Genomic DNA, 19,532 nt, shown 5'->3' with positions numbered 1-19,532 from the left:
AAAAAACTCCTGATTCATGAGTTTTTTGTATCTTACTTTTTTCTTTCTCTTAGTCCCTGCCCTATTGGATAGGTATGTATAAATTCGGACGGACAATATTACGTATGAGAACGGTGCGTAAGGATATATTTTTTTGAAGGCTTCATTCTTAAGCTTATTTATATCCACCGGCCTCATTTTTGGGAATTGAAATAGGCATGGCTTTTTAGTGTTAAGTTTATCAAATTAATGTTCAGGCTGTTCCATGTGCCGCTCCCTAAGTAGTAACCTTGCTATGTGCTGTAAAATCATTATGGAATCAACCAGAGCCATAAAAAAACTGAACGTAAAATTCAGTCCAGCTCTAAAATGCTAATAAGTATCGGCATGCAGACGGTGCTTCCCGCAGTGAAGACACCGGAAGAGGTATCCCTGAAGGACCCCGCTCTCATTAAATAATTTTTGAAGGAGTTCCTTCTTTATCCCATAGCTCTCACTAATACTTGCAATATCCTTTTGCAATTCTGCTTCATGTCGTTCAATATCCTTCCAATCGGCATATTGGATAAAGGCGCAGAAATCACCGCAATGGCTAAGCCAGCATTCCTGCTGCGAGCCGGCATACCCCGGTGTCCTGAATATCAGCTCCTCCAGATATTCTTCCTTATCGACGTCTTCACAGCTCGCTGGATCCTGGAATTCTGCATCAAATTGTCTGGCGGCTGACCCATTCTTGATACACCAGGGGCAGATTCCTTCCACTTCCTCTTCCGAGTAAAACGGACCATCATAAACATATTCCCTCTCTTTTTTGCACACCGGACAGACCGTTTTCTCATGCTTGATGAAACCAAGCCTAAGAGCGTTAGGATTGTATTTAAAAACCGGCAGAGACAAATCCCTTCCTCCTCGCTATTCCTTCTCTCTTCATGATGATACAAGATATACCCCATATTTGCGGCAATCAAAACAGCAAAGCCTTCCCTCTATTCATTTTCGAGCAAAAAGTTTTTTATTTCCATATTGATTTAAAATGACCAGCTTTGAATGTTCAATGCGTTCCGAAATCCCGTTATAATCAGTGATGGAGCCGTAATACTTTGTATCCTCAAGCCTGGATCCTATGGTTTTTCATTGATAAATGGATTCCCGGATGGTGCGCCATGGATAACTAGGATAGGAATGGTGTTATGTTCACTCCTTCAGCTCTGTACCAATGCTTTATGCCGTTTACAGATAGAAACCCTCATTTTCCACTACCTTACTTCCTTTCCTAATCTATCTATTAATATTTCTAATACCTTCCTGCCCACCCTATTATCTGTAATTAAACTGTAATATACCTGTTATACCAATGTTACCAATATCCTTTATAGTATGTTTAGACGATAACAACAGGGGGTAAACATCTATGTTTAAAAAGTTTTTCAGTGTTCTTTCTCTTGCAGCTATTCTTGGAACAGCATCACCGATTATGAGTGAGGCTGCAACTTATCATACAAAAGCTATTTCAGTCGCTAAAAGCGAATTAGGGGTACCATATAAATGGGGCGGAATGTCTCCAAGCGGTTTTGATTGTTCAGGTCTTGTGAAATTTTCTTATAGCAAAGCAGGTAAAACTCTTCCCCGCACGGCCGCAGAAATGTACGGAAAAGGGAAAAGGGTTTCTACGCTGGCCACTGGCGATTTAATGTTCTTTGCTCCTAACAAGGCATCCAGGCCAACTCATGTTGCCATGTATATGGGCAGCGGAAAGATGATCCAGGCTGCTACTTCCCATGGAGTATCTATTGCCAGCACAAGCAATACATATTGGAAGCCGAAGTTTATCGGCGCTAAACGCATCTAATTTTCATTACTAGTAAAGACGTCAGCTTATGCTGGCGTCTTTTTTGTACGAGCTGCCTCCGTTTTTTATAGGCTCTGTTGTTATTCGTTATTGATTTTCGTATATTCAATTCTAACAAAGCCTTTTAGATCGGGTGTATGGACTTTACAGAATTCATTGACTTGAAATCATAGACTTGATAGCCGCCATGATTAGAAGAATGCCTTAGGATGTTGCCGTCTTCGGGAATCCCTTGGAAATATGCCCCTATACAGCCTGTTGTACAGCGATGGCCTGATAACAAAATGTTTAGATTCTTCTCTTTATAATATCTTTCTAGTTCTCTCATAAAATCAAAGATTCTTTTTAGATATCTCTGCCTGTTCTCCATCCCTTTATAAACCTTCGGATCAGGAATATATCCGTCCATGATCACCTCGTTTACTTTTAAGTTATCGGCTTCCCCTAAATCAAACACATCGATCCTCGAATCAATGATGGCTTTTCTTCCAGTAACGATTTCTGCCGTTTGCACTGCCCTTTTCTGAGGCGATGAGAACACTAAATGAAAAGAAATATCCCGGAGCTCTTCTCTCAATTTCTCTGCCTGCCTGATTCCTTCACCGTTCAAAGGAAGACCTTCCCGCCCCTGCAGTTTCTCTTCCAAATTTAGATTTGTCTGTCCATGCCGTATCACAAAAATCATAGAGATTCCCTCCAGAAAATGAATTAGAAACCGTGCCCCCAGAGCATGTTCATAAAGATCATATAAAGTGTAAAAATAATGGTGACCAGGATAAAAATGATCGAAAGAGCCCTGAAGTCTTTGCTTATTTTAATGGAAGTGATATGTGTAATCATGGTAAGTACGGTGATTCCGTAATAAATGATAACATCGGGTAGTATTGTGTCAGAGGTTCGAGGTATAAACTGAGAATAAAAAAGTTCAGCAGGAATGCAAGAATGGAAATTGCCGGCCATCTAAGTACATGTTTAATCGTTATGGAATTCTTGATGGCTAATAGGATGGATATCATAAGCACGCACCCAGCAGCCATTCATAGATGTAAAACAGAGATTCTTTCTGCGAACCAAAATAAATTCATTTAATCTTTATTCCTCTATTCAACTTTTAACCCTAAATGGCCTTTATTTATTAGACGACTGTTTCCGACGAAAAGTTGTAGAAATTTGTAAATTTTTTTAGATAATTTCTCCATCAAAAAAATGGATGGATTTTGGAGCAAGATTAGAGCATAAAAAAGGATGAATCGATATACGATTCATCCTCTGTCTTTTCCCATTCACTTATTGAAAGCCAAGAACACCGTGCGGAATGTACGGTTCCTCGAGATGCTTGATCTCATCAGGAGTCAGTCTGATGGAAACTGCCGCCGCGGCATCTTCCAGCTGATACATTTTAGTGGCACCTATGATCGGTGAAGTGACCGTCTCCTTTTGGAGAACCCAGGCAAGAGCGACCTGGGCGCGGGGGAGACCATGATTCTCTGCGATCTCTGCCACCCTCTGCACAACCAGTCTGTCTGCCTCTTCTGTTGCAGCATATAATTTCTTTCCGAATTCATCCGTTTCTGAGCGTGAAGTCGTTTCCTCCCAATCCCTGGTCAGCTTTCCTCTGGCAAGCGGGCTCCATGGAATGACGGCAATTTTTTCTTCTTTACAAAGCGGAAGCATTTCGCGTTCTTCCTCGCGGTAAAGAAGGTTCAAGTGGTTCTGCATGGATACGAAACGGGTCCAGCCCTTCTTCTCTGCTATATGAAGCGCTTTTAGGAACTGCCAGGAATACATAGAAGAGGCACCAATATATCTTGCCTTTCCCGCTTTTACAACATCATGCAGGGCTTCCATGGTTTCCTCAATCGGAGTGTGATAGTCCCAGCGGTGAATCTGATAGAGATCTACATAATCCGTGCCCAGCCGTTTAAGGCTTTTATCGATTTCACTCATGATCGCTTTACGGGACAGCCCTGCACCATTAGGGCCTTCATGCATCCGCCCGTGAATCTTTGTGGCTAAAACGATTTCATCCCGGTTTGCAAAGTCCTTCAGCGCCCGGCCGACAATTTCCTCGCTGGTTCCATCTGAATATACATTGGCTGTATCAAAGAAATTAATTCCCAATTCAATGGCCCTTTTGATGATGGGACGGCTTTTCTCTTCGTCCAGCACCCAGCTGTGATTCCCTCTCTCAGGAACTCCAAAACTCATGCAGCCCAAACATAAACGGGAAACATCCATCCCAGTATTCCCAAACTTCGTATATTCCATCTGCGGCACCCTCTTTCAATACTTTGGTATCTATTATATCGATAGATTCCATCATTCACAAAAAACTTGACTTCAAAGAGCGGCAGGATCCTTACAGAAGATCGATTCCTTTGAGCATACAGAAGTTGAATTCCTTCCAATCCTTTGGATAGCGGGATGTCCATTCAATCTCACTTTTTCTTTTCCATATTTTCCCGGCCGCTAAATAGTCTTCTTTGTAATCCTCGAAGGATTGCTGGTTTACCTGCATATTATGCTTCATGATCTGCTGCTTGTAAATCAATCCAGTCATCAGCATGGTCTTAACTCAAGTGGATATAAATAGCCATACCAAATAAGGTATATTTTCATTTCAGGCTCATACGATGAACTATGACAGACTCTTGAAGGAGGAAAAATGTGAATACCTATACGGGACAATTCTCCCCCATGAAATACTACAAGCCATTACACAGCCCTTTCGATCCTTGCCCGCCGCTGAAGAGGAAATATTACAGTACACCGCCGCAGCTGTACATTCCTTTCCAGCCGCCGAACCTGGAGCAGTTTTCACCGGAGGAAGCTTTGAAAAGAGGCACCCTGTGGAAGGCGCTTTACGATTATTATGAAAATCCGTACCGGAAAAGGAACCCATGATATGGCTAAGCAAATGAGTGAGGAATATTATCAATTGTTGGAGCAGATACAGGCTGCGGATTTTGTTCTTGTGGAGCTCACCCTTTATCTCGATACACATCCCGCGGATACACAGGCACTTGCTCAATTTCAGCAGTATTCGGACTACTCACAGAGCTTAAAGCGTAATTTTGAGCAGAAATTTGGGCCGCTGCTGCAATTTGGTGTCAGCAATAATCCAGGATCCAGCTGGAATTGGGGTAAAGGCCCATGGCCATGGCAAGTATAAAAGGGGGATCAGATCGATGTGGGTATATGAAAAGAAATTGCAATATCCAGTTAGAGTCAGCACATGCAATCCAACGCTCGCCAAGTTCCTGATGGAACAGTATGGCGGAGCTGATGGCGAGCTGGCGGCGGCACTCCGCTATTTAAACCAGCGCTACACGATTCCGGATAAGGTCGTTGGCTTGCTGACCGATATTGGAACAGAGGAGTTTGCTCATTTAGAAATGATTGCAACCATGGTTTATAAATAGAAGCGTTATATTATGCAACTCACTTCCAATAAAAAAGCGAGGGATTCTAACCCCGCGCTCCCCCGCAAAAGTAGCTGCTTTTTAAAAGTTTCCTCACAAGCTTCTCTAGATCCAGTTCTCCATAAACTCTGAGCCTGCCTATCCCTTCAACAGCTGATTCGAAATTTGGTTCTTTTCCTTTTAGATAGTCCTCAAGTGTTTTCTTGGATGTACTCAAAGAACCTCACTCCTCATCAAACTATATGAAGCCTTTGATTTGTCCTATTCAAAGCGGAGTGAATACAACTACCCTTCCTCTTTCATCATAACCTGCAGTTCCATTCCTTGATCAGTCTTCTTATAATAAATCACTTCCACAAAGTCTTTTAAAATATCATTTGCCTCCCGTTCCGTCAGCATATCCTGATTTCCCAGAAACCTTTTCATTTTAGCCAATGTCCGCTCCATGTAATCTAATTCACTCATTCCTTCTTTGTTTCTTAGTTCCTCTGTACGGTCTTCCAGCATTTTGATGTGTTCCTTGAATTTCTTTACCTGAAGATAAGCTTCTTCTCTTGTAAAAATCTCCGTGATAAAGCCTTGCTGGACACGCTTTATGCTCTGTTTCAGCTTTTGCATGGTTTTTTGCATGTTTTTGATTTCCTGCTTATGATTAATGGCATTGGAACTGCCTGCAGCCTTGATTAAGTGGGTGTATTCCTCAAGGCGGTCTGCATATTTGTCCAAATAGGAATAAAAGAGCTTCTCAAAGTCATCCAGATTACAGCCCTGATTTTTGCAGATTGTATACGTTTCAAGCTGATCATTATAGATTCTTGTTTGACAGCTCGTGATCCTTTTGCGGTTAAACTTGGAGGTTTGAAAGCTGTGCGTCCCTTCACATAACGCACACCGGATCAATCCGGAAAATTTGTGTTTTGCGAGCTTCAATGAAGCAGGCCTTGAGTTCCGTTCCTTTTTTATTTGCTGTACCTTGTCCCAGAGCTCCTGGGGAACAATGGGTTCGTGGGTATTCTCAATCAAGATCTGCTCATTTTCTGCAGTCTTCTCGGTTTTTCTTTTTCCATTGACGTTTTTTTGGCGTGTTTTTCCGTAGAGAGAATGACCCGCATAAACGGGGCTGCTCAAAAGTCTGGAGATGCCGGCAGATGTCCACTGCAGGCCTGCTGAAGTCGTGATATTCTCGAAGGTAAACTTGTGGGCAATGTCTTTTGTGGAGAGTCCATTAACGTATTCCATGAATAATCTTTTGATAACCGGAGCGTCTTCATTCGGTACCAGTCGTTTTGTCCCGCGATTATAGGCATAGCCTGCCGGAGCTTTTTTGCCGACCCAGTTTCCGGATTTTGCTGATTGCCTGATTCCTCTTAGTAAGCGGGTCTTGATGGTATGATATTCATTTTTTGCAAGGACGCTCTGCAAATCTGAAAACAGATCATCCTCCTGCTTGGCAAAGTCATAGATTTTATTTGGCGTGATGGCCAGGCAGCCCCCTGAAATCAGAGTTTCCTTGATCTGGCCAAAATGAACCACATTTCTTGAAAGCCGATCCAGGTCAGCAGCCACCACTCCATCAAAGTGAAAGGCTTTAATCTTCTCGAGCATATTTTGGAGTTCCCGGCGTTCAAGATCCTGGGAAGAGCCTACCTCTTTAAATAGTTCGTACTGCCACCCGTTTCTGTCACACATCTCCAGTAATACTGCCTGCTGGCGGTTCAGAGTTTCGTCTGTTTCGTCTTCCCTGGACTTCCTAACGTATACAGCAACCTTCGCTATGGTTCTTTCCAAATTCCGATTGCTCCTTTGCGAGTACTTTATGATCATTATACAAGGTAGAAGGCTGAATTCCATCTATAAGTTAACCAAAGATGCAACGCCTGAACAGATGAGAGAGGCAGGGCTCGGAGATCATTATGTAAACCATGATAAAGCCCTATATTATCAGAATGCTGCCGGAGTGCCATGGACGGCCGCTTATATCCAGGCAAAGGGTGACCCGATTGCAGATTTGTATGAAGATATTGCGGCTGAAGAAAAAGCAAGGGCGACTTATCAGTGGCTGATTGATATTTCAGATGATACCGATTTGAATGATGGACTGCGTTTTTTAAGGGAAAGAGAGGTCGTTCATTCCATGAGGTTCCGGGAAGCCGTAGAGATTCTGAAGGAAGAACGGGACCGAAAGAAAATTTTCTAACACTCCAGGGGCTGTGTTCTGCACAGCTTTTTTCTTATAATCATGTTAACAGCCTTTCCATCATTATATATGGACAGCGGCCTCAAAAGATGTCAGCTTGTCAGCACTCTATAAAAATTGCCAATTACAAAGCCGTTTCAATTTGAGATAATCAGTTGACATACATAGAACATGCCAAGGTTGTGTAAAATGGGAAAGAATTATAGAGTGATAGAATTTAGTTTGTTTGTTATAGCTTTCTTAAGTACCATCGTCACCTTATTCATTGTATATAAGGATATAAATAACTCATTTTCCACTCCATATATCATGGGTTATCTCATTTTTCTTTTATTCTATGTAATATACATATTTACTGCATCTATATGGAACGCGCGGAAACTGAATTGGAAGGAAATGAAAAAAAGGACTGTGAAAGCATGGACTTTGTTCCTTTTATTCAGTTTCACAACCTATATCGGTATTTATTTTTTTCATTCAGCAAAAAATCATTCTTATGGGTTCTTGATGACCGCATTGGGAATGGCCCTAGGCTTATCCTTTTTGGATCTAGCCTTCCACAGGGGAAAAAAACCCTAAAAGACACCCAGCCGGGTGTCTTTTAAGCTTACCTATTCCATGTTCTCAGGCAGATGCTTCCCTGAGGTTCACATGCCTGAAAAGATTGACCGCAAAGAAGATGACACCCAGCACCACTGCGATTGAACCCGCAATGGCAGCACCTAGTGCAGATTCCATTCCAAATGTCTGAGCCGCTATTCCCAGCATCATGACCGGCAGCCCGATATGATGCAGCCAGAAATGTGTCCTGCTCATTTTTGTTTTTGCTGCCTCGGGATAAAGATGATAGAAAAAGCCGAATAATGCCATGGACACCCAGCCCAGTAAATTGATATGGGCATGAACCGAGGCCAATCGGAAATCATGGATGATTCCCATCGTTAATCCCATCAATATCCCGATCACAAAATAAACGCCAGCCGCTTTTAAAAATGACTTCCCCAAACTATCCCCTCCTACAAAAGTAATGGTGTCCCATTAGATTATAGTCAGGATTCTGGAAAAGATGAGCAGAAATTACCAAAAGCCTAGTATTTTTTAGCAGTTCAAAAAAACGAACCTTTGCTAGAAAAGTTTAGGGCTTAGCGGATCACAAATGATCTGTTTTTTTGGAATAGCTGTGTCTGCCCTTTTCTTTATTATGCTGTTCATGGATATTCTTTTCACGGTTTCTGGCATTATGGTCTTCTGGCAGCTCGTTATCATCTTTTGTAGCAGGATTTGATTTTACGCTCATGTTCTCTCCTCCTTCCACCAAATATGATATTAAGCTTTGTTATGGGCGGACATATTATTCCTGCCAGCCTTTGCATACATCCACCCACTTCATATGTGCGGAATACTCCTCCATCTCAGGAATGGTCAATTCGATTGCGCTGCTGCCGCTTCCGCAGGCAGGAAAAACGGTGTGGAATCGCTTCAAGGATTCATCCAGATAAATCTCTACCCCGTCATTCACAGCAAAGGGGCAGACTCCCCCTACCGGATGGCCAATCAGGGGTTCCACTTCTTCCCCTTTCAGCATTTTGGCTTTCACACCAAATTCATCCCTGAATTTCCGGTTATCCACCTTAGCATCCCCGGCAGCTACAATCAGGATCACCCGGTCTTCCAAATGAAAAGACAGAGACTTGGCAATTCTTTCAGGTTCACAGTTTAATGCTTTCGCTGCCAGCTCCACTGTTGCGCTGGATTCCTCAGACTCAATGATTCGCTCTTCCATTTCATATTGTTTAAAGTACGCTTTTACTTCTTGCAGTGACATGTGATTCCACTATCCTTTTACTGATTTATGATTACAACTTCACGCTCTAAGATGCCGCTTTTTTCTACGGCTCGTACCGCCTCTTTTAAAGCTTCTTCATCCTGCACCATCGCAATCCGGACAAATCCTTCGCCAGATGGACCAAAGGCACTTCCGGGCGTCACCAATACTCCGGCTTTTTCAATCAAATCCATGGCGAAATCCATGGATTTTTTATAATGAGAAGGAATCCTGGCCCAGATGAACATGGTGGCTTTTGGCTTTTCCATCTCCCATCCTATTTCCGTGAATCCTTCACAGAGGACGTCCCGTCGCTTTTTATATGCCTCCCTCGCTGTTTCCACACAGTGCTGATCACCTGTTATGGCAGCGATGGCAGCCTTTTGAACCGGAAAAAACATGCCATAGTCCATATTTGACTTCAGGGCTTTTAATTGAGCCACAACCTCTTTATTCCCAACGCAAAAACCAATCCTGGCCCCAGCTAGACCGTAGCTTTTTGATAAGGAATTGAATTCGACCCCGACTCCCTTTGCACCCGGAAACGAAAGAAAGCTTTTGCCTTTCAGGCCGTCAAATACAAGCTCACTATAAGCATTGTCGTGAAGAATGATGATGTCATATTTTTTCGCAAATGCCACTAATTCGGCATAAAATGAATCGGGTGCCACTGCAGCAGTAGGATTATTCGGATAAGAAACCAGCATAAGCTTTGCTTTTGCTGCTATCTCCGGCGGGATATCGTCAAGCCGGATCACATCTCCATTCTCTTTTTTCTGCGGCATATAATATAGCTCCGCTCCTGCAAGCAGCGGTCCGTGAATAAAAGCAGGATAAGCCGGATCCGGGACCAGCACCAGATCTCCTTTATCTACAATCGACAGCGAAATATGGGTGAGTCCTTCCTGTGATCCCAATAATGAACATATCTCTGTTTTTGGATCAAGTTCAACACGATATCTATTCTGATACCAGCCGCTCACCGCTTCCAGCAGGTCACTCTGGTCGTTAATCGCATATATGTAATTTCTTTCATCGGATGCTGCCGAGCTCAAAGCCTCAATAATATGTTTGGCCGGCGGGATATTGGGCGTACCGATGCTTAGATCAAATACAGGCTCCCCCTTCTCCTCACGTTTTCTCCGGATTTCTGTCAGCTTGGTGAAGATACTTTCCCCAAACAGTTCCATTCTTTTTGCAAATTTCATGGGTGCCTCCTTTATGAAGATCATAGTTTATATACTTGAGTATTTTTACATTATCCTATCAAACAGCCCCTTTGTCAAAATAGTCTGAAAGACACAGATGAAGAAATGCGCCCCTGTAAGAAGCGCTTTTCATCCTTATCAATCCATCACCAATCCGCCATCCACCATCAGGTTCTGCCCTGTTACTGCCCTTGCCCATGGAGACGAGAAGAATAGTGCGGTATCCGCCAATTCTTCAGGTGTTGTTACTCTTTGCAGCGGAGTCGCAGACCGGATGATGCCAAACACCTCTTCAGTCGTAACACTGCTTGCATCCGTCAACTGAAGGAGGCCTCCGGAAATCATGTTGACCGTGATGCCGTACTGGCCGAGCTCCTTCGCAAGATTCCGGGTAAAGCCCAGCAGTGCCGCTTTGCCGGTCGTGTATTCATGATAGGCAACCACAGGATTCTGAAACAAATTGGTGCCGATGTTGATGATCCGGCCAAACCCCATCTTCTTCATATCAGCAACACATGCCTGTACCGTGTTTAAAGCACCCTTTATACTTCCTTCGAATTGTGTGTTGAACCTGTCCCATTCCAGCTCAAACACATTCTTCTGGGTAAGGGGATTAAACTGAAAATCGATCAACGCGTTGTTCACAATGGTAGTGATTCCGGTATGAAAGTGATCCTTTGCTCTTGCAGCCATTTCATGAACTTCATTTTTGTCCCTAACATCGGCTCTTATAGCAATAACCCTGTTCCCTAAACTCTTGGAAAGCTCCTCGGCTATTTCTTTGCTCTTATAATAATTAATCACCACATTTGCCCCTTCTTTTGCAAAAGCGGCCGCTATGGAAGCACCCAACCCCCTGCCTCCACCTGTTACCAATACAGTTTGTTCTGATATCTTCATATTTGCTTCCTCCTTTAATATAAAAAAACCAGGACACAGAAAGGCCCTAGTTTTATTCACTAAAAACTACTTCCCTCCGCTGGCATGATCCAGATCAGGTCCATAAGGGTCAAAAAGCTCTTCCGCTTCTTTCTCAGCCTGGGTTACAGGCTCCCCTAGTAGAATGCTGTATATGGTTTTGTTATCTTATATTTTATAACTATATTACAAAATCGGAAAGGATTGTGAATCCCTAACTAGTGGTTCACAGCTTTACAGCCAGCTCTATCGTGGAATTTTGTTCTTCATCTATGACTTCTACATAGATCTCTTCCACCAAATCTGTGAACACATGATTGAAATTCTTAAGATCCTTAAGCGCTTCTTCCCATTTTTCCTTGTCCTCAAATCTCCCTATTGTCATATGAGGAACATAAAGAATTTCTTTATTTAAAAACTCATAAAGAAGACCTTTATATAAGGTATCATGGAGCATGGCGATTTCCTTCGAACCTTTTATTACATCTAAAAATAAATATTCATTGTTCCAGCCTGAAATTCCGTTCAGAGTTAAATCAAAAGGTTTTATATTTTGGACAGCCGTTTCTATGTGCTGCTTTAACGAAGCTGTTTTTATTGTACTCCTAAATGGAAAGACGAGGGTAAGGTGCGGCGGGATATACTTATACAGAGGATCGAGTTTCTGTCTGAGTGCGTTAATTCGCTCTATTTCTGTAAAAGAGGGAAAATGCAGATGGATCTCTGAATCAAAGGGTTGTCCTCCTTTATGGTATGCTCAATTCTAACCCTTAGGCTTGTTCTTTATTCCTTCCATAAACCTTTTTTCAAGTAGGCTCATGTTTGGTCCTGAGAACCCTTCTCTGAACCAGTTTTCAGCGGAGCAGTCCCCATTTTGGTCTTGAGACCCTTCCTCTGAACCAGTTCTTGGCGGATCGGCCCCATTTGGGTCTTGAGATCATTCATCTAAACCATTTCTTATGGAGCCGCCGCAGTTTGGTCCTGAGAACACTGCCTTCATGCGCCACTAATTATACCGTCTGGACCTGAATTCCCTTCTCCTTCAATCCATCCTCATACAATCCTTCAATCTCTCCATTCGTAATGACCAGGCTGATATTGGGGAGTTCGGTGATGTGCGTGAAGGTGCGCACCCCGAATTTACTGGCGTCTGCCAGCAGGATCGTCTGGTCAGCGACGTTCATCATATGCTTTTTTAATAGCGCCTGGAATTTCATTCGAATCTGTCAGTCCTCTTTCGAGATGAACTCCCCTTGCAGGAGAGGAAGGCCTTATTGACATGATAGCTGGAGAGCGAGCGTTCCTCGGGCGGACCGACATAGGATAAGGACTTTGGAAGAAGCTGCCCTCCGGTAGAAATGACTGCGTACTAATTTTGTCAGGCCTCGTTATTTAAAGGAACTTCCGGTTTCTTTGAGAACCGTCTGGCAGCTGCCACACAAAATACAACGGCAATATTCACTGCGACAAGCAGCCAGCTGACTTTCTCATGGAGAATTACGGAAGCAAGCAGAAGTCCAAAGAAAGGCTGGAGAAGCTGCAGCTGTCCGACTGCTGCTATGCCGCCCTGGGCAAGTCCCCGGTACCAGAACACAAAGCCAATAAGCATGCTGAATATGCTGACATAACCAAGGCTGAACAAGGCAGGATGACCTATGCCCTTCCACGTGACCGGAGATAAATACAATGAGAGCAGCAGCATTGCGGGCAGCGACAGAACAAGAGCCCAGGATATCACCTGCCAGTCCCCAAGCCTGCGTGAGAGCCTGGCTCCTTCTGCATATCCCAGGCCGCATACGATAATCGAAAACAGCATAAAAGTGTCACCAGCCGGTGATGATGGTCCACCCTGGAAAAGGGCATAGCCGGTGACAAGGAAGCTGCCTGCTGCGGAAAAAATCCAGAACGCCGGACGGGGACGCTCCCCGCCTCTGAGAACGCCAAAGATTGCGGTAGAGAGCGGAAGAAGCCCGATGAAGATAATGGCATGGGCAGACGTTACATATTGAAGGGCTAATGCGGTCAGAAGCGGAAACCCCATGACCACTCCAATGGCCACGACTAAAAGAGGGACTATATCGCCCCTTGAAGGGCGCTGCTGCCGGAAGACTAGAAGGGAGGCTCCTGCCAGTACACCTGCAATCGAAGCCCGGCAGACAGTGAGGAACAGTGGATCAAAATCTCCCACTGCCAAGCGTGTTGCGGGCAGTGACCCACTGAAGATAAGTACTCCTATAAACCCATTCACCCATCCATTTACAGCTTTGTTCATTCACTTCACCTCAAATCTTATTTTTTGATCATGGAACGTCTTATCAAACTCCTTGTTTATGGATTACAATGATGATAAACTGGAAAGATTTTTTAGCAAATAGCCAGTTTTCGTAAAATTAGCCATGCCAGTTAGGAGAAACCACACATGGATATCACGTTTTTTTTAAATCGAGGAATGGATGCTCCGCTTTATCTGCAGCTCTATCAGTATTTTAAAGAAAATATTCATAAAGGCAGGATTCAAAAAGGAATGAAGCTTCCCTCCAAAAGACACCTCGCCAGTCAGCTGTCGATCAGCCAGACAACCGTAGAACGAGCTTATGAACAGCTTGCCGCTGAAGGTTATATTGTGAGTAAGCCAAGAAGCGGCTGGTTTGCTGATTATGAGGAATCTGATTTCCCTGACATCCCTACTGCATGCACAGGATCCATACATCCAGAACCAATAGAAAATAAACAATTGATCGATTTTTACTATGGAAATGTGGATTCTGCCCGCTTTCCCTTTTCCTCTTGGCGGAAATGCATGGTCAACGTTTTAGACCGATTTGGTCCAGAGCTTTTTCATCCGGGACATGTTTTAGGAGAACTGGAACTGAGGACACTCATTACAGAGCATCTATACCATTCGCGCAGCGTCCGCTGTCTCCCTGAGCAAGTCATCATCGGTGCCGGGAACCCTGTCTTAATGCAAATTTTATGTAAAATGTTTGCCCCTGGCAGTTCTATTGGTTTTGAAGACCCTGGTTATCCAAGAACGAGGAAAATTTTCGAATTAAATTCTATGAAGGTCCTTCCGATACCGGTGGATAAAGAAGGAATCTATATCGAGAAACTCCAGGAAGATCAGCCAAGTCTTGTATATGTCACGCCCTCTCATCAATTTCCGCTGGGAACCGTTATGTCAATGAACAGACGAACTCAGCTCCTGAAATGGGCTGCAGAAAATGAATCATACATTATTGAGGATGACTATGAGGGGGAATTTAGATACAGCAGTCTGCCTGTTCCATCCCTGCAGGGCCAGGATCTGCATAACTCTGTCATTTATATGGGCACCTTTTCAAAATCCCTCCTGCCTTCACTGCGCATCAGCTATATGATTCTGCCGAAGCCGCTCATAGAAAAAGGCAGGGAAATCACTTCTTTGTATAAACAGACGGTATCCTGCCACAGTCAGTTAACCCTGACTGAATTCATTAAATGCGGAGAATGGCAGAGGCATACAAACAAAATGAGAAAATTATATCAAAGAAAAAGAGGAATTCTATTAGAAGCCATACAAAGTGAATTAGGAAGGAATGTAAAGATCCGCGGGGAGAACTCTGGACTTCATCTCATGCTGGATGTGTACTCTGCCTATCTGGAAAAAGAGCTGATTGAGAAGGCAGAAGAACATGGCGTGAACATTTATCCTGCTTCTCCTTTTTATCAAACACAGCCTCCTGCTTCAACCATCTTCCTTGGTTTCACAGGGATTTCTGAAGAACTCATACGTGAAGGCATAGGAAAACTAAGAGCTGCCTGGGGGCTATAACAAGGCAGCTTCATTCCTGCCCCGCAAACAGTTAAGAAAAAAGCCGCCGGATCGGCAGCTCAGTATGTAACCTTACATTAAATTTTATTTAGCATCATTATCCGGCTGATGGATACCAAATAGATTTCCTTCCGGATCTAAATAGTATCCCTGCCACGCCATTCCCGGAAGCGCATATTTGGCCATGGCCGTCTTTCCGCCAAACTCCAATATTTTGGCTTCTGTCTCATCATAATTTTCCACTCCCATGGTGCAAGCAAACCCATTTAATGCCTGATTCGGTTCCGGCGGCGCGCTCTGCCTCTGCATCAATGCACCATTGATGCCGGGTTCCTCCTCCTTGCCGGTAACTGCACCGAAGTATGGCATCCCGGCGTACTCACTCCAATCCTGGAATTCCCATCCAAATACTTCACCATAAAATTTCCTGGCCTGCTCCATGTCACTAACATGAATCTCGAAATGAACTAACCTTCCCATAAAGGACCTCCCTATTTGAAATATTCGGTGTATGTATACGTTTACAGATTCTATCTATTATTATATATAGGATCGAATTAAATTCAATGGCAGGCAGCCCCTTTCTGCTTCATGATTCTTTTAGTCTATTGTTCAAATACCGTCCATATCGGATATCACTAACTTAATCATTTTGCTTCCCCCCTCATTTAGTTATCTCTCCTTACGCCTACATTTGAATGATATCCCCAGCTCCCGGATTCTTCGTTTCCATCAGGCCTTTCTTTTTCAATAACCGATTTAATCTCTCTGATGTAAAAAGCATGGCTCCCACCAGCACCACAATCCAGTACGGGAATACATGGATCGTGGAATGAGTCGCAATGAAACCAAGCAGAGGAGGCATGAATGTGCTGCCGGTATAAGCGAGCGCCATTTGGTAGCCCATGATGGTCTGGGAATGCTGCTTGCCAAAGCGGGCTGGTGTTTCATGCAGCATACATGGGAAGATCGGTGCCAAACCGAGTCCTACGATAATAAAACCAGCGAGTGAAAAAATGGAGGACAACGGCAGGACGATCAGGATGGCCCCTGCTAATGCTGTGAATTGCCCAATCCGTATGAGTGTTTGGTTATTCATTTTAAAGGTAATAAAGCCTGTGATAAACCTTCCAATGGTAATTCCTCCGTAATAAAAGGAAACCCACCCAGCAGCAGTTCCTGCAGTCAGCTCTTTTACATTTACCAGAAAGCTGCTTCCCCAGAGACCCACGGCTGCCTCCACTCCGCAATAAAGCAAGAAGGTAACCATGGCTAATTTTACGCCTTGTATGTTAACAGGCTTTATCTGCCGGGGAACTTCTACATTGGATTCAACTGAATCATTTGGCTCCTTTCTGTTTTCCTGCCTTCTGTTCCATAACGGCAATGTAAAGAAAAGAATAACAACCAATGCGAACTGAAGCCCGGCAATGGCGAGATAGCCAGTTCTCCATGAATTTTTTCCTGATATAAAATAGGACATAACCAAAGGGCCGGCAGTGGCGCCGATTCCCCAAAAGCAATGCAGCCAGCTCATATGATGTGCCTTATAGTGGACCGCTACATAATCATTCAATCCTGAATCCACAGCTCCTGCACCCAGGCCAAGCGGAATTGTACAAACAATCAGCCAAAGGAGCGAAGGTGCAAAATGAAACCCAAGCAAACTGACAGCTGTCATCAGGCAGCTGACCAGAGTCACCCTGCCAGTACCGAATCTCCTCAGCACCCTGCCGCTGATTAAACTCGAAATAATTGTACAGCCTGCAATGGCCATGAAAAGAAAGCCTGCAGTTTCAAGCGGTGCTCCAAAATCTTTTTGCATGACCGGCCATGCTGATCCCAATAATGAATCTGGCAGTCCTAAGCTGATAAATGCCAGGTAAATAATGATTAATAGAAACAGAGCCATTTTTCCTCACCCTTTTTTATTTAAGGTTATTCTATACTTATTAAAACAATTTAATAAGTATCCAAATAAATACTTAATACTTATCTTTAATTAGCGTAGTAAGATTGGGGCCTCTTAAACCCTTTTAGAGGACCCTTGTTTAAGACAGCATTAGATTCAGACCTAAATGCTGCAGTCCAAATAAATAGTCTTTTTTCCAATCACTCACAATAAGCTCCGGAAGATGTTCGGAGGGGATATAAGCCGCACTTGCTGCAGCAATTTTTTCAAGGAAGGCATCTTCCACTTCATCCTTACAGAAAATGATAGTATGCGGGTTGATCATCGCAGTAAATGAAGCCACCAGCCTGCTGACGGCGTCCACTTCAATCTCCCCTGCCATCTGCAGTTTTTTGGATTCACCTTCCTTTTCCAATGCCTCCCGAAAGTTACGTTCATCATACAGCGGAACAAAGGAGACCTCGCCGGAGAAAAAGCTTCTCCCCCGTACAATATCTCCATTAACCATGATCCCGGCGCCAGGTCCATTTTGACCGGAATACAAATAGATAAGGGACTGCTTTTCCTTCATTCCTCCGTTATGGTGAAATCCAAGAACCGCTGCATTCATGTCGTTCTCTACAATAACCGGAACTGAAAACCGATCCTCATAGTATCCTTTTAAATCAAAATCTTGAAGCTGTTCGTAGCCTGGTATATAAAAAACCCGGCCGTGATCCACCGAACCCGGTACGCCGATGGCAATCGAACAAATCTTGGGGAACCGTGCCAATAAACCTTCAATGCAGCGAGTCAGTGCTTCCAGCCTGCTATCCATTAATACACTTTCTGCTTTTCCATCTTCCTTACTTTCTCCCACACAATTAAAAATGGTATAATTCGTTTCTGTTTTCTCCAGAAATATAGCCAAGCCTAACATATATTCGGGATTGTATATATACCGTTTTGCCCGCCGCCCGCCGCTGGAATCATCCAGGCCGGCCAGCAGGATTTCCCCTTCGCTTTCCATCTCGGATAGAAACTTGCTGATGGTCGGGAAGCTGATTCCCAAGGTTTCGCTGAGTTCCACTTTTGTGGCGCTTCCAAGTTTTAAAAGGGTAGTCCGTATGCCCCGCATCATGGCTCCCTTTAACGATTTGGGAGTCGCTAATTTTTCTTTCAAACCATCACCGCCAAAGACTTATTAAACTTCTTTAATAATTGATGGTGTAACTTTATCATAGCTTTTCGGTGAATTTCAAATTTCAAGAAGATTTCAGCAAGTCTTTTTTCATCAGCATAAAAAAACCGGGCGGCCTTTTACTAAACGTATAATGGTTCTCTTCCCAGGCTGAAAATGTTGTTTGGCAAAAAAAGCCGTTTGCAAACGACTTTTTTCATATCATATTATGGTTTTCAAATCTGTTTCCAAACGGCCGAATAATCTCTGAAATACTTCCTCGGCAAAAACCTCATATCCTTTTTCCGTCAAATGAATGCCGTCATCGCTGATTAAATCCTTTAAATCTCCTGCATACTTAATCGCACTTCTGACATCGACCATAAAGACATCCAGCTCTTCGGCCATTTTTTTTAGTGCGCGATTATAAAGACTATGATGATGCTCGATTCCTCCAGCTTTACAAATCCAGTCACTCACCTTAGAACTGAAATTCTCCGTAATACGTTTATAGTAGCGGACTGGATCCAAAGGCGGCAGAGTTGATAGAATCGGTGTCATGTTCTCACTTTTTATATTCAGGATCAGGGACTTCAGATTTCCTATATACCGATCCAGCGGCACAGCTGCCTGATGTTCCCCATCCGGCTCTTTAGCAACTTCACCCCATGCAAAGTCACAGTCATTCCCGCCTATTTCAATAATCACATAATCAGGTCTTTCGCCCACAACATCCCGCTCGAATCTCTTCATCAGTGAATCCGAGTTATCGTTAAAAACCCCTTTATTAATGACCGTAATCCCGCCCTCATTTTCATCTTTACTATTTTTCAAGATTAATTCCTGGAGGATTTTCGGATAATTATTCTTCAAGATTCTCAAGCGTCCATTAAAATACGTAACTCCCCGGGTCAAACTATCTCCAAAACACAAAATTTTCATAAACATCCTCCTATCAAACCAGTACTCTTTAATCATATAGGGTTTAATAGGATATTCCAAGAAAGCTTTCTTTGTTTGGATGCTTATATCCTGTTTTTGTCTCAGGACGTTTTTCATTTGATTGATGATGTCACCCTTCAAGCTGGGATGACTTCGGACTGCTTTCGTCTTCTGATGACTGAACCTGTCCGAAGGGGCTTCGGCTTCGGACTACTTTTCTTCGTCTGGTGCCAGAACCGGTCCGAAGGGACTCCGGCTTCGGACTACTTTCCTCGTTGAATGCTCCAACCTGTCCGAAGGGGCCCCAGCT

Annotated in this window: 24 protein-coding genes, 2 pseudogenes and 1 riboswitch; of the genes and pseudogenes, 6 read left to right on the top strand and 20 right to left on the bottom strand. The window is 43.6% G+C overall.

What is annotated here, in order from left to right; translation table 11 throughout:
• Positions 1–351: 351 nt before the first annotated feature.
• Positions 352–876, bottom strand: coding sequence for a CbrC family protein (locus H539_RS0123700; protein WP_026695583.1), 525 nt, complete (start codon positions 874–876; stop codon positions 352–354).
• 514 nt (positions 877–1,390) lie between these two features.
• On the opposite strand from H539_RS0123700, the gene H539_RS0123695 reads away from it, so the two are divergent.
• A complete protein-coding gene (locus H539_RS0123695; protein WP_026695582.1) occupies positions 1,391–1,828 on the top strand; it encodes a C40 family peptidase in 438 nt (145 codons plus the stop codon).
• A gap of 124 nt (positions 1,829–1,952) precedes the next feature.
• Here the strand turns inward: H539_RS0123695 and H539_RS0123690 are convergent, their stop codons facing one another.
• The 3 genes from H539_RS0123690 to H539_RS0123680 form a co-directional block, all read right to left on the bottom strand.
• Entirely contained in the window at positions 1,953–2,513 is a 561-nt protein-coding gene (locus H539_RS0123690) for a histidine phosphatase family protein (protein WP_026695581.1), read from the bottom strand.
• A gap of 602 nt (positions 2,514–3,115) precedes the next feature.
• Positions 3,116–4,096 carry an aldo/keto reductase gene (locus H539_RS0123685; RefSeq protein WP_026695580.1) on the bottom strand — a complete coding sequence of 327 codons (981 nt, stop codon included), beginning with the start codon at positions 4,094–4,096 and terminating at the stop codon, positions 3,116–3,118.
• 91 nt (positions 4,097–4,187) lie between these two features.
• Positions 4,188–4,394 (bottom strand): hypothetical protein, encoded by a 207-nt coding sequence (locus H539_RS0123680; protein ID WP_026695579.1) that lies wholly within the window; start codon positions 4,392–4,394, stop codon positions 4,188–4,190.
• A 131-nt stretch (positions 4,395–4,525) separates the two neighbouring features.
• On the opposite strand from H539_RS0123680, the gene H539_RS0123675 reads away from it, so the two are divergent.
• From H539_RS0123675 to cotJC (H539_RS29585), 3 genes and pseudogenes are all read left to right on the top strand, one after another.
• The gene (locus H539_RS0123675) at positions 4,526–4,732 is read left to right on the top strand and encodes a spore coat associated protein CotJA (protein ID WP_035323964.1); all 207 of its coding nucleotides are present in this window, start codon (positions 4,526–4,528) and stop codon (positions 4,730–4,732) included.
• Between the two features lies 1 nt (position 4,733).
• Positions 4,734–5,000: a spore coat protein CotJB gene (locus H539_RS0123670; RefSeq protein ID WP_026695577.1), complete on the top strand. Its 267-nt coding sequence runs from the start codon at positions 4,734–4,736 to the stop codon at positions 4,998–5,000.
• 16 nt (positions 5,001–5,016) lie between these two features.
• Positions 5,017–5,247: pseudogene (gene cotJC / locus H539_RS29585) on the top strand (spore coat protein CotJC); the annotation flags it as partial.
• A gap of 49 nt (positions 5,248–5,296) precedes the next feature.
• Here the strand turns inward: cotJC (H539_RS29585) and H539_RS31805 are convergent.
• Together H539_RS31805 and H539_RS0123655 are read right to left on the bottom strand one after the other, a co-directional pair.
• The gene (locus tag H539_RS31805) at positions 5,297–5,467 is read right to left on the bottom strand and encodes a hypothetical protein (RefSeq protein WP_155890232.1); all 171 of its coding nucleotides are present in this window, start codon (positions 5,465–5,467) and stop codon (positions 5,297–5,299) included.
• Between the two features lie 68 nt (positions 5,468–5,535).
• Positions 5,536–7,038: a recombinase family protein gene (locus H539_RS0123655; RefSeq protein ID WP_026695576.1), complete on the bottom strand. Its 1,503-nt coding sequence runs from the start codon at positions 7,036–7,038 to the stop codon at positions 5,536–5,538.
• A 61-nt stretch (positions 7,039–7,099) separates the two neighbouring features.
• Between H539_RS0123655 and cotJC (H539_RS29580) the strand changes: the two are divergent.
• A pseudogene (gene cotJC / locus H539_RS29580) lies at positions 7,100–7,447 on the top strand (spore coat protein CotJC); the annotation flags it as partial.
• 624 nt (positions 7,448–8,071) lie between these two features.
• Here the strand turns inward: cotJC (H539_RS29580) and H539_RS0123640 are convergent.
• The 9 genes from H539_RS0123640 to H539_RS0123600 all read right to left on the bottom strand — a co-directional run bounded on the left by H539_RS0123640 (position 8,072) and on the right by H539_RS0123600 (position 13,670).
• A complete protein-coding gene (locus H539_RS0123640; RefSeq protein ID WP_026695574.1) occupies positions 8,072–8,452 on the bottom strand; it encodes a heme-copper oxidase family protein in 381 nt (126 codons plus the stop codon).
• A gap of 145 nt (positions 8,453–8,597) precedes the next feature.
• Positions 8,598–8,744, bottom strand: coding sequence for a DUF3941 domain-containing protein (locus H539_RS31800; RefSeq protein WP_155890228.1), 147 nt, complete (start codon positions 8,742–8,744; stop codon positions 8,598–8,600).
• 54 nt (positions 8,745–8,798) lie between these two features.
• On the bottom strand, positions 8,799–9,272 hold the full coding sequence (locus tag H539_RS0123630) for a YbaK/EbsC family protein (protein WP_026695573.1): 474 nt from the start codon (positions 9,270–9,272) through the stop codon (positions 8,799–8,801).
• A 17-nt stretch (positions 9,273–9,289) separates the two neighbouring features.
• A complete protein-coding gene (locus H539_RS0123625; protein WP_026695572.1) occupies positions 9,290–10,480 on the bottom strand; it encodes an aminotransferase class I/II-fold pyridoxal phosphate-dependent enzyme in 1,191 nt (396 codons plus the stop codon).
• Positions 10,481–10,618: 138 nt separating this feature from the next.
• Positions 10,619–11,380: a 3-oxoacyl-ACP reductase gene (locus H539_RS0123620; RefSeq protein ID WP_026695571.1), complete on the bottom strand. Its 762-nt coding sequence runs from the start codon at positions 11,378–11,380 to the stop codon at positions 10,619–10,621.
• Between the two features lie 54 nt (positions 11,381–11,434).
• Positions 11,435–11,547: riboswitch (TPP riboswitch) on the bottom strand.
• Between the two features lie 77 nt (positions 11,548–11,624).
• The gene (locus tag H539_RS31120) at positions 11,625–12,080 is read right to left on the bottom strand and encodes a 2'-5' RNA ligase family protein (RefSeq protein WP_281171468.1); all 456 of its coding nucleotides are present in this window, start codon (positions 12,078–12,080) and stop codon (positions 11,625–11,627) included.
• A 328-nt stretch (positions 12,081–12,408) separates the two neighbouring features.
• The gene (locus H539_RS33195; RefSeq protein ID WP_026695569.1) at positions 12,409–12,615 is read right to left on the bottom strand and encodes a DeoR/GlpR family DNA-binding transcription regulator; all 207 of its coding nucleotides are present in this window, start codon (positions 12,613–12,615) and stop codon (positions 12,409–12,411) included.
• Positions 12,612–12,758, bottom strand: a complete 147-nt coding sequence (locus tag H539_RS33190) for a sugar phosphate isomerase family (protein ID WP_281171467.1) — start codon at positions 12,756–12,758, stop codon at positions 12,612–12,614. The genes H539_RS33195 and H539_RS33190 overlap by 4 nt, the downstream gene beginning before the upstream one ends.
• An 18-nt stretch (positions 12,759–12,776) precedes the next feature.
• Positions 12,777–13,670 carry a DMT family transporter gene (locus H539_RS0123600; RefSeq protein ID WP_026695568.1) on the bottom strand — a complete coding sequence of 298 codons (894 nt, stop codon included), beginning with the start codon at positions 13,668–13,670 and terminating at the stop codon, positions 12,777–12,779.
• Positions 13,671–13,817: 147 nt separating this feature from the next.
• Between H539_RS0123600 and pdxR the strand changes: the two genes are divergently transcribed.
• Positions 13,818–15,209 carry a MocR-like pyridoxine biosynthesis transcription factor PdxR gene (gene pdxR / locus H539_RS0123595; protein ID WP_026695567.1) on the top strand — a complete coding sequence of 464 codons (1,392 nt, stop codon included), beginning with the start codon at positions 13,818–13,820 and terminating at the stop codon, positions 15,207–15,209.
• 84 nt (positions 15,210–15,293) lie between these two features.
• On the opposite strand, the gene H539_RS0123590 is transcribed toward pdxR, so the two are convergent.
• The 5 genes from H539_RS0123590 to H539_RS32645 all read right to left on the bottom strand — a co-directional run.
• Positions 15,294–15,689, bottom strand: coding sequence for a VOC family protein (locus tag H539_RS0123590; RefSeq protein ID WP_026695566.1), 396 nt, complete (start codon positions 15,687–15,689; stop codon positions 15,294–15,296).
• A 208-nt stretch (positions 15,690–15,897) separates the two neighbouring features.
• Positions 15,898–17,121 carry an MFS transporter gene (locus H539_RS0123585; protein WP_026695565.1) on the bottom strand — a complete coding sequence of 408 codons (1,224 nt, stop codon included), beginning with the start codon at positions 17,119–17,121 and terminating at the stop codon, positions 15,898–15,900.
• Between the two features lie 139 nt (positions 17,122–17,260).
• Complete coding sequence (locus H539_RS0123580) at positions 17,261–18,283, bottom strand: ROK family transcriptional regulator (RefSeq protein ID WP_026695564.1); 1,023 nt, start codon at positions 18,281–18,283, stop codon at positions 17,261–17,263.
• Between the two features lie 219 nt (positions 18,284–18,502).
• Positions 18,503–19,222: an SGNH/GDSL hydrolase family protein gene (locus H539_RS0123575; RefSeq protein WP_026695563.1), complete on the bottom strand. Its 720-nt coding sequence runs from the start codon at positions 19,220–19,222 to the stop codon at positions 18,503–18,505.
• Between the two features lie 130 nt (positions 19,223–19,352).
• A partial coding sequence (locus H539_RS32645) for a hypothetical protein (RefSeq protein ID WP_218970929.1) occupies positions 19,353–19,532 on the bottom strand: 180 nt, incomplete at its 5' end.

The organism is Peribacillus kribbensis DSM 17871, assembly GCF_000430765.1.
GTDB classification, from domain to species: Bacteria; Bacillota; Bacilli; order Bacillales; family DSM-1321; genus Paraperibacillus; species Paraperibacillus kribbensis.
This window is presented reverse-complemented; position numbering and strand designations above follow the sequence as displayed.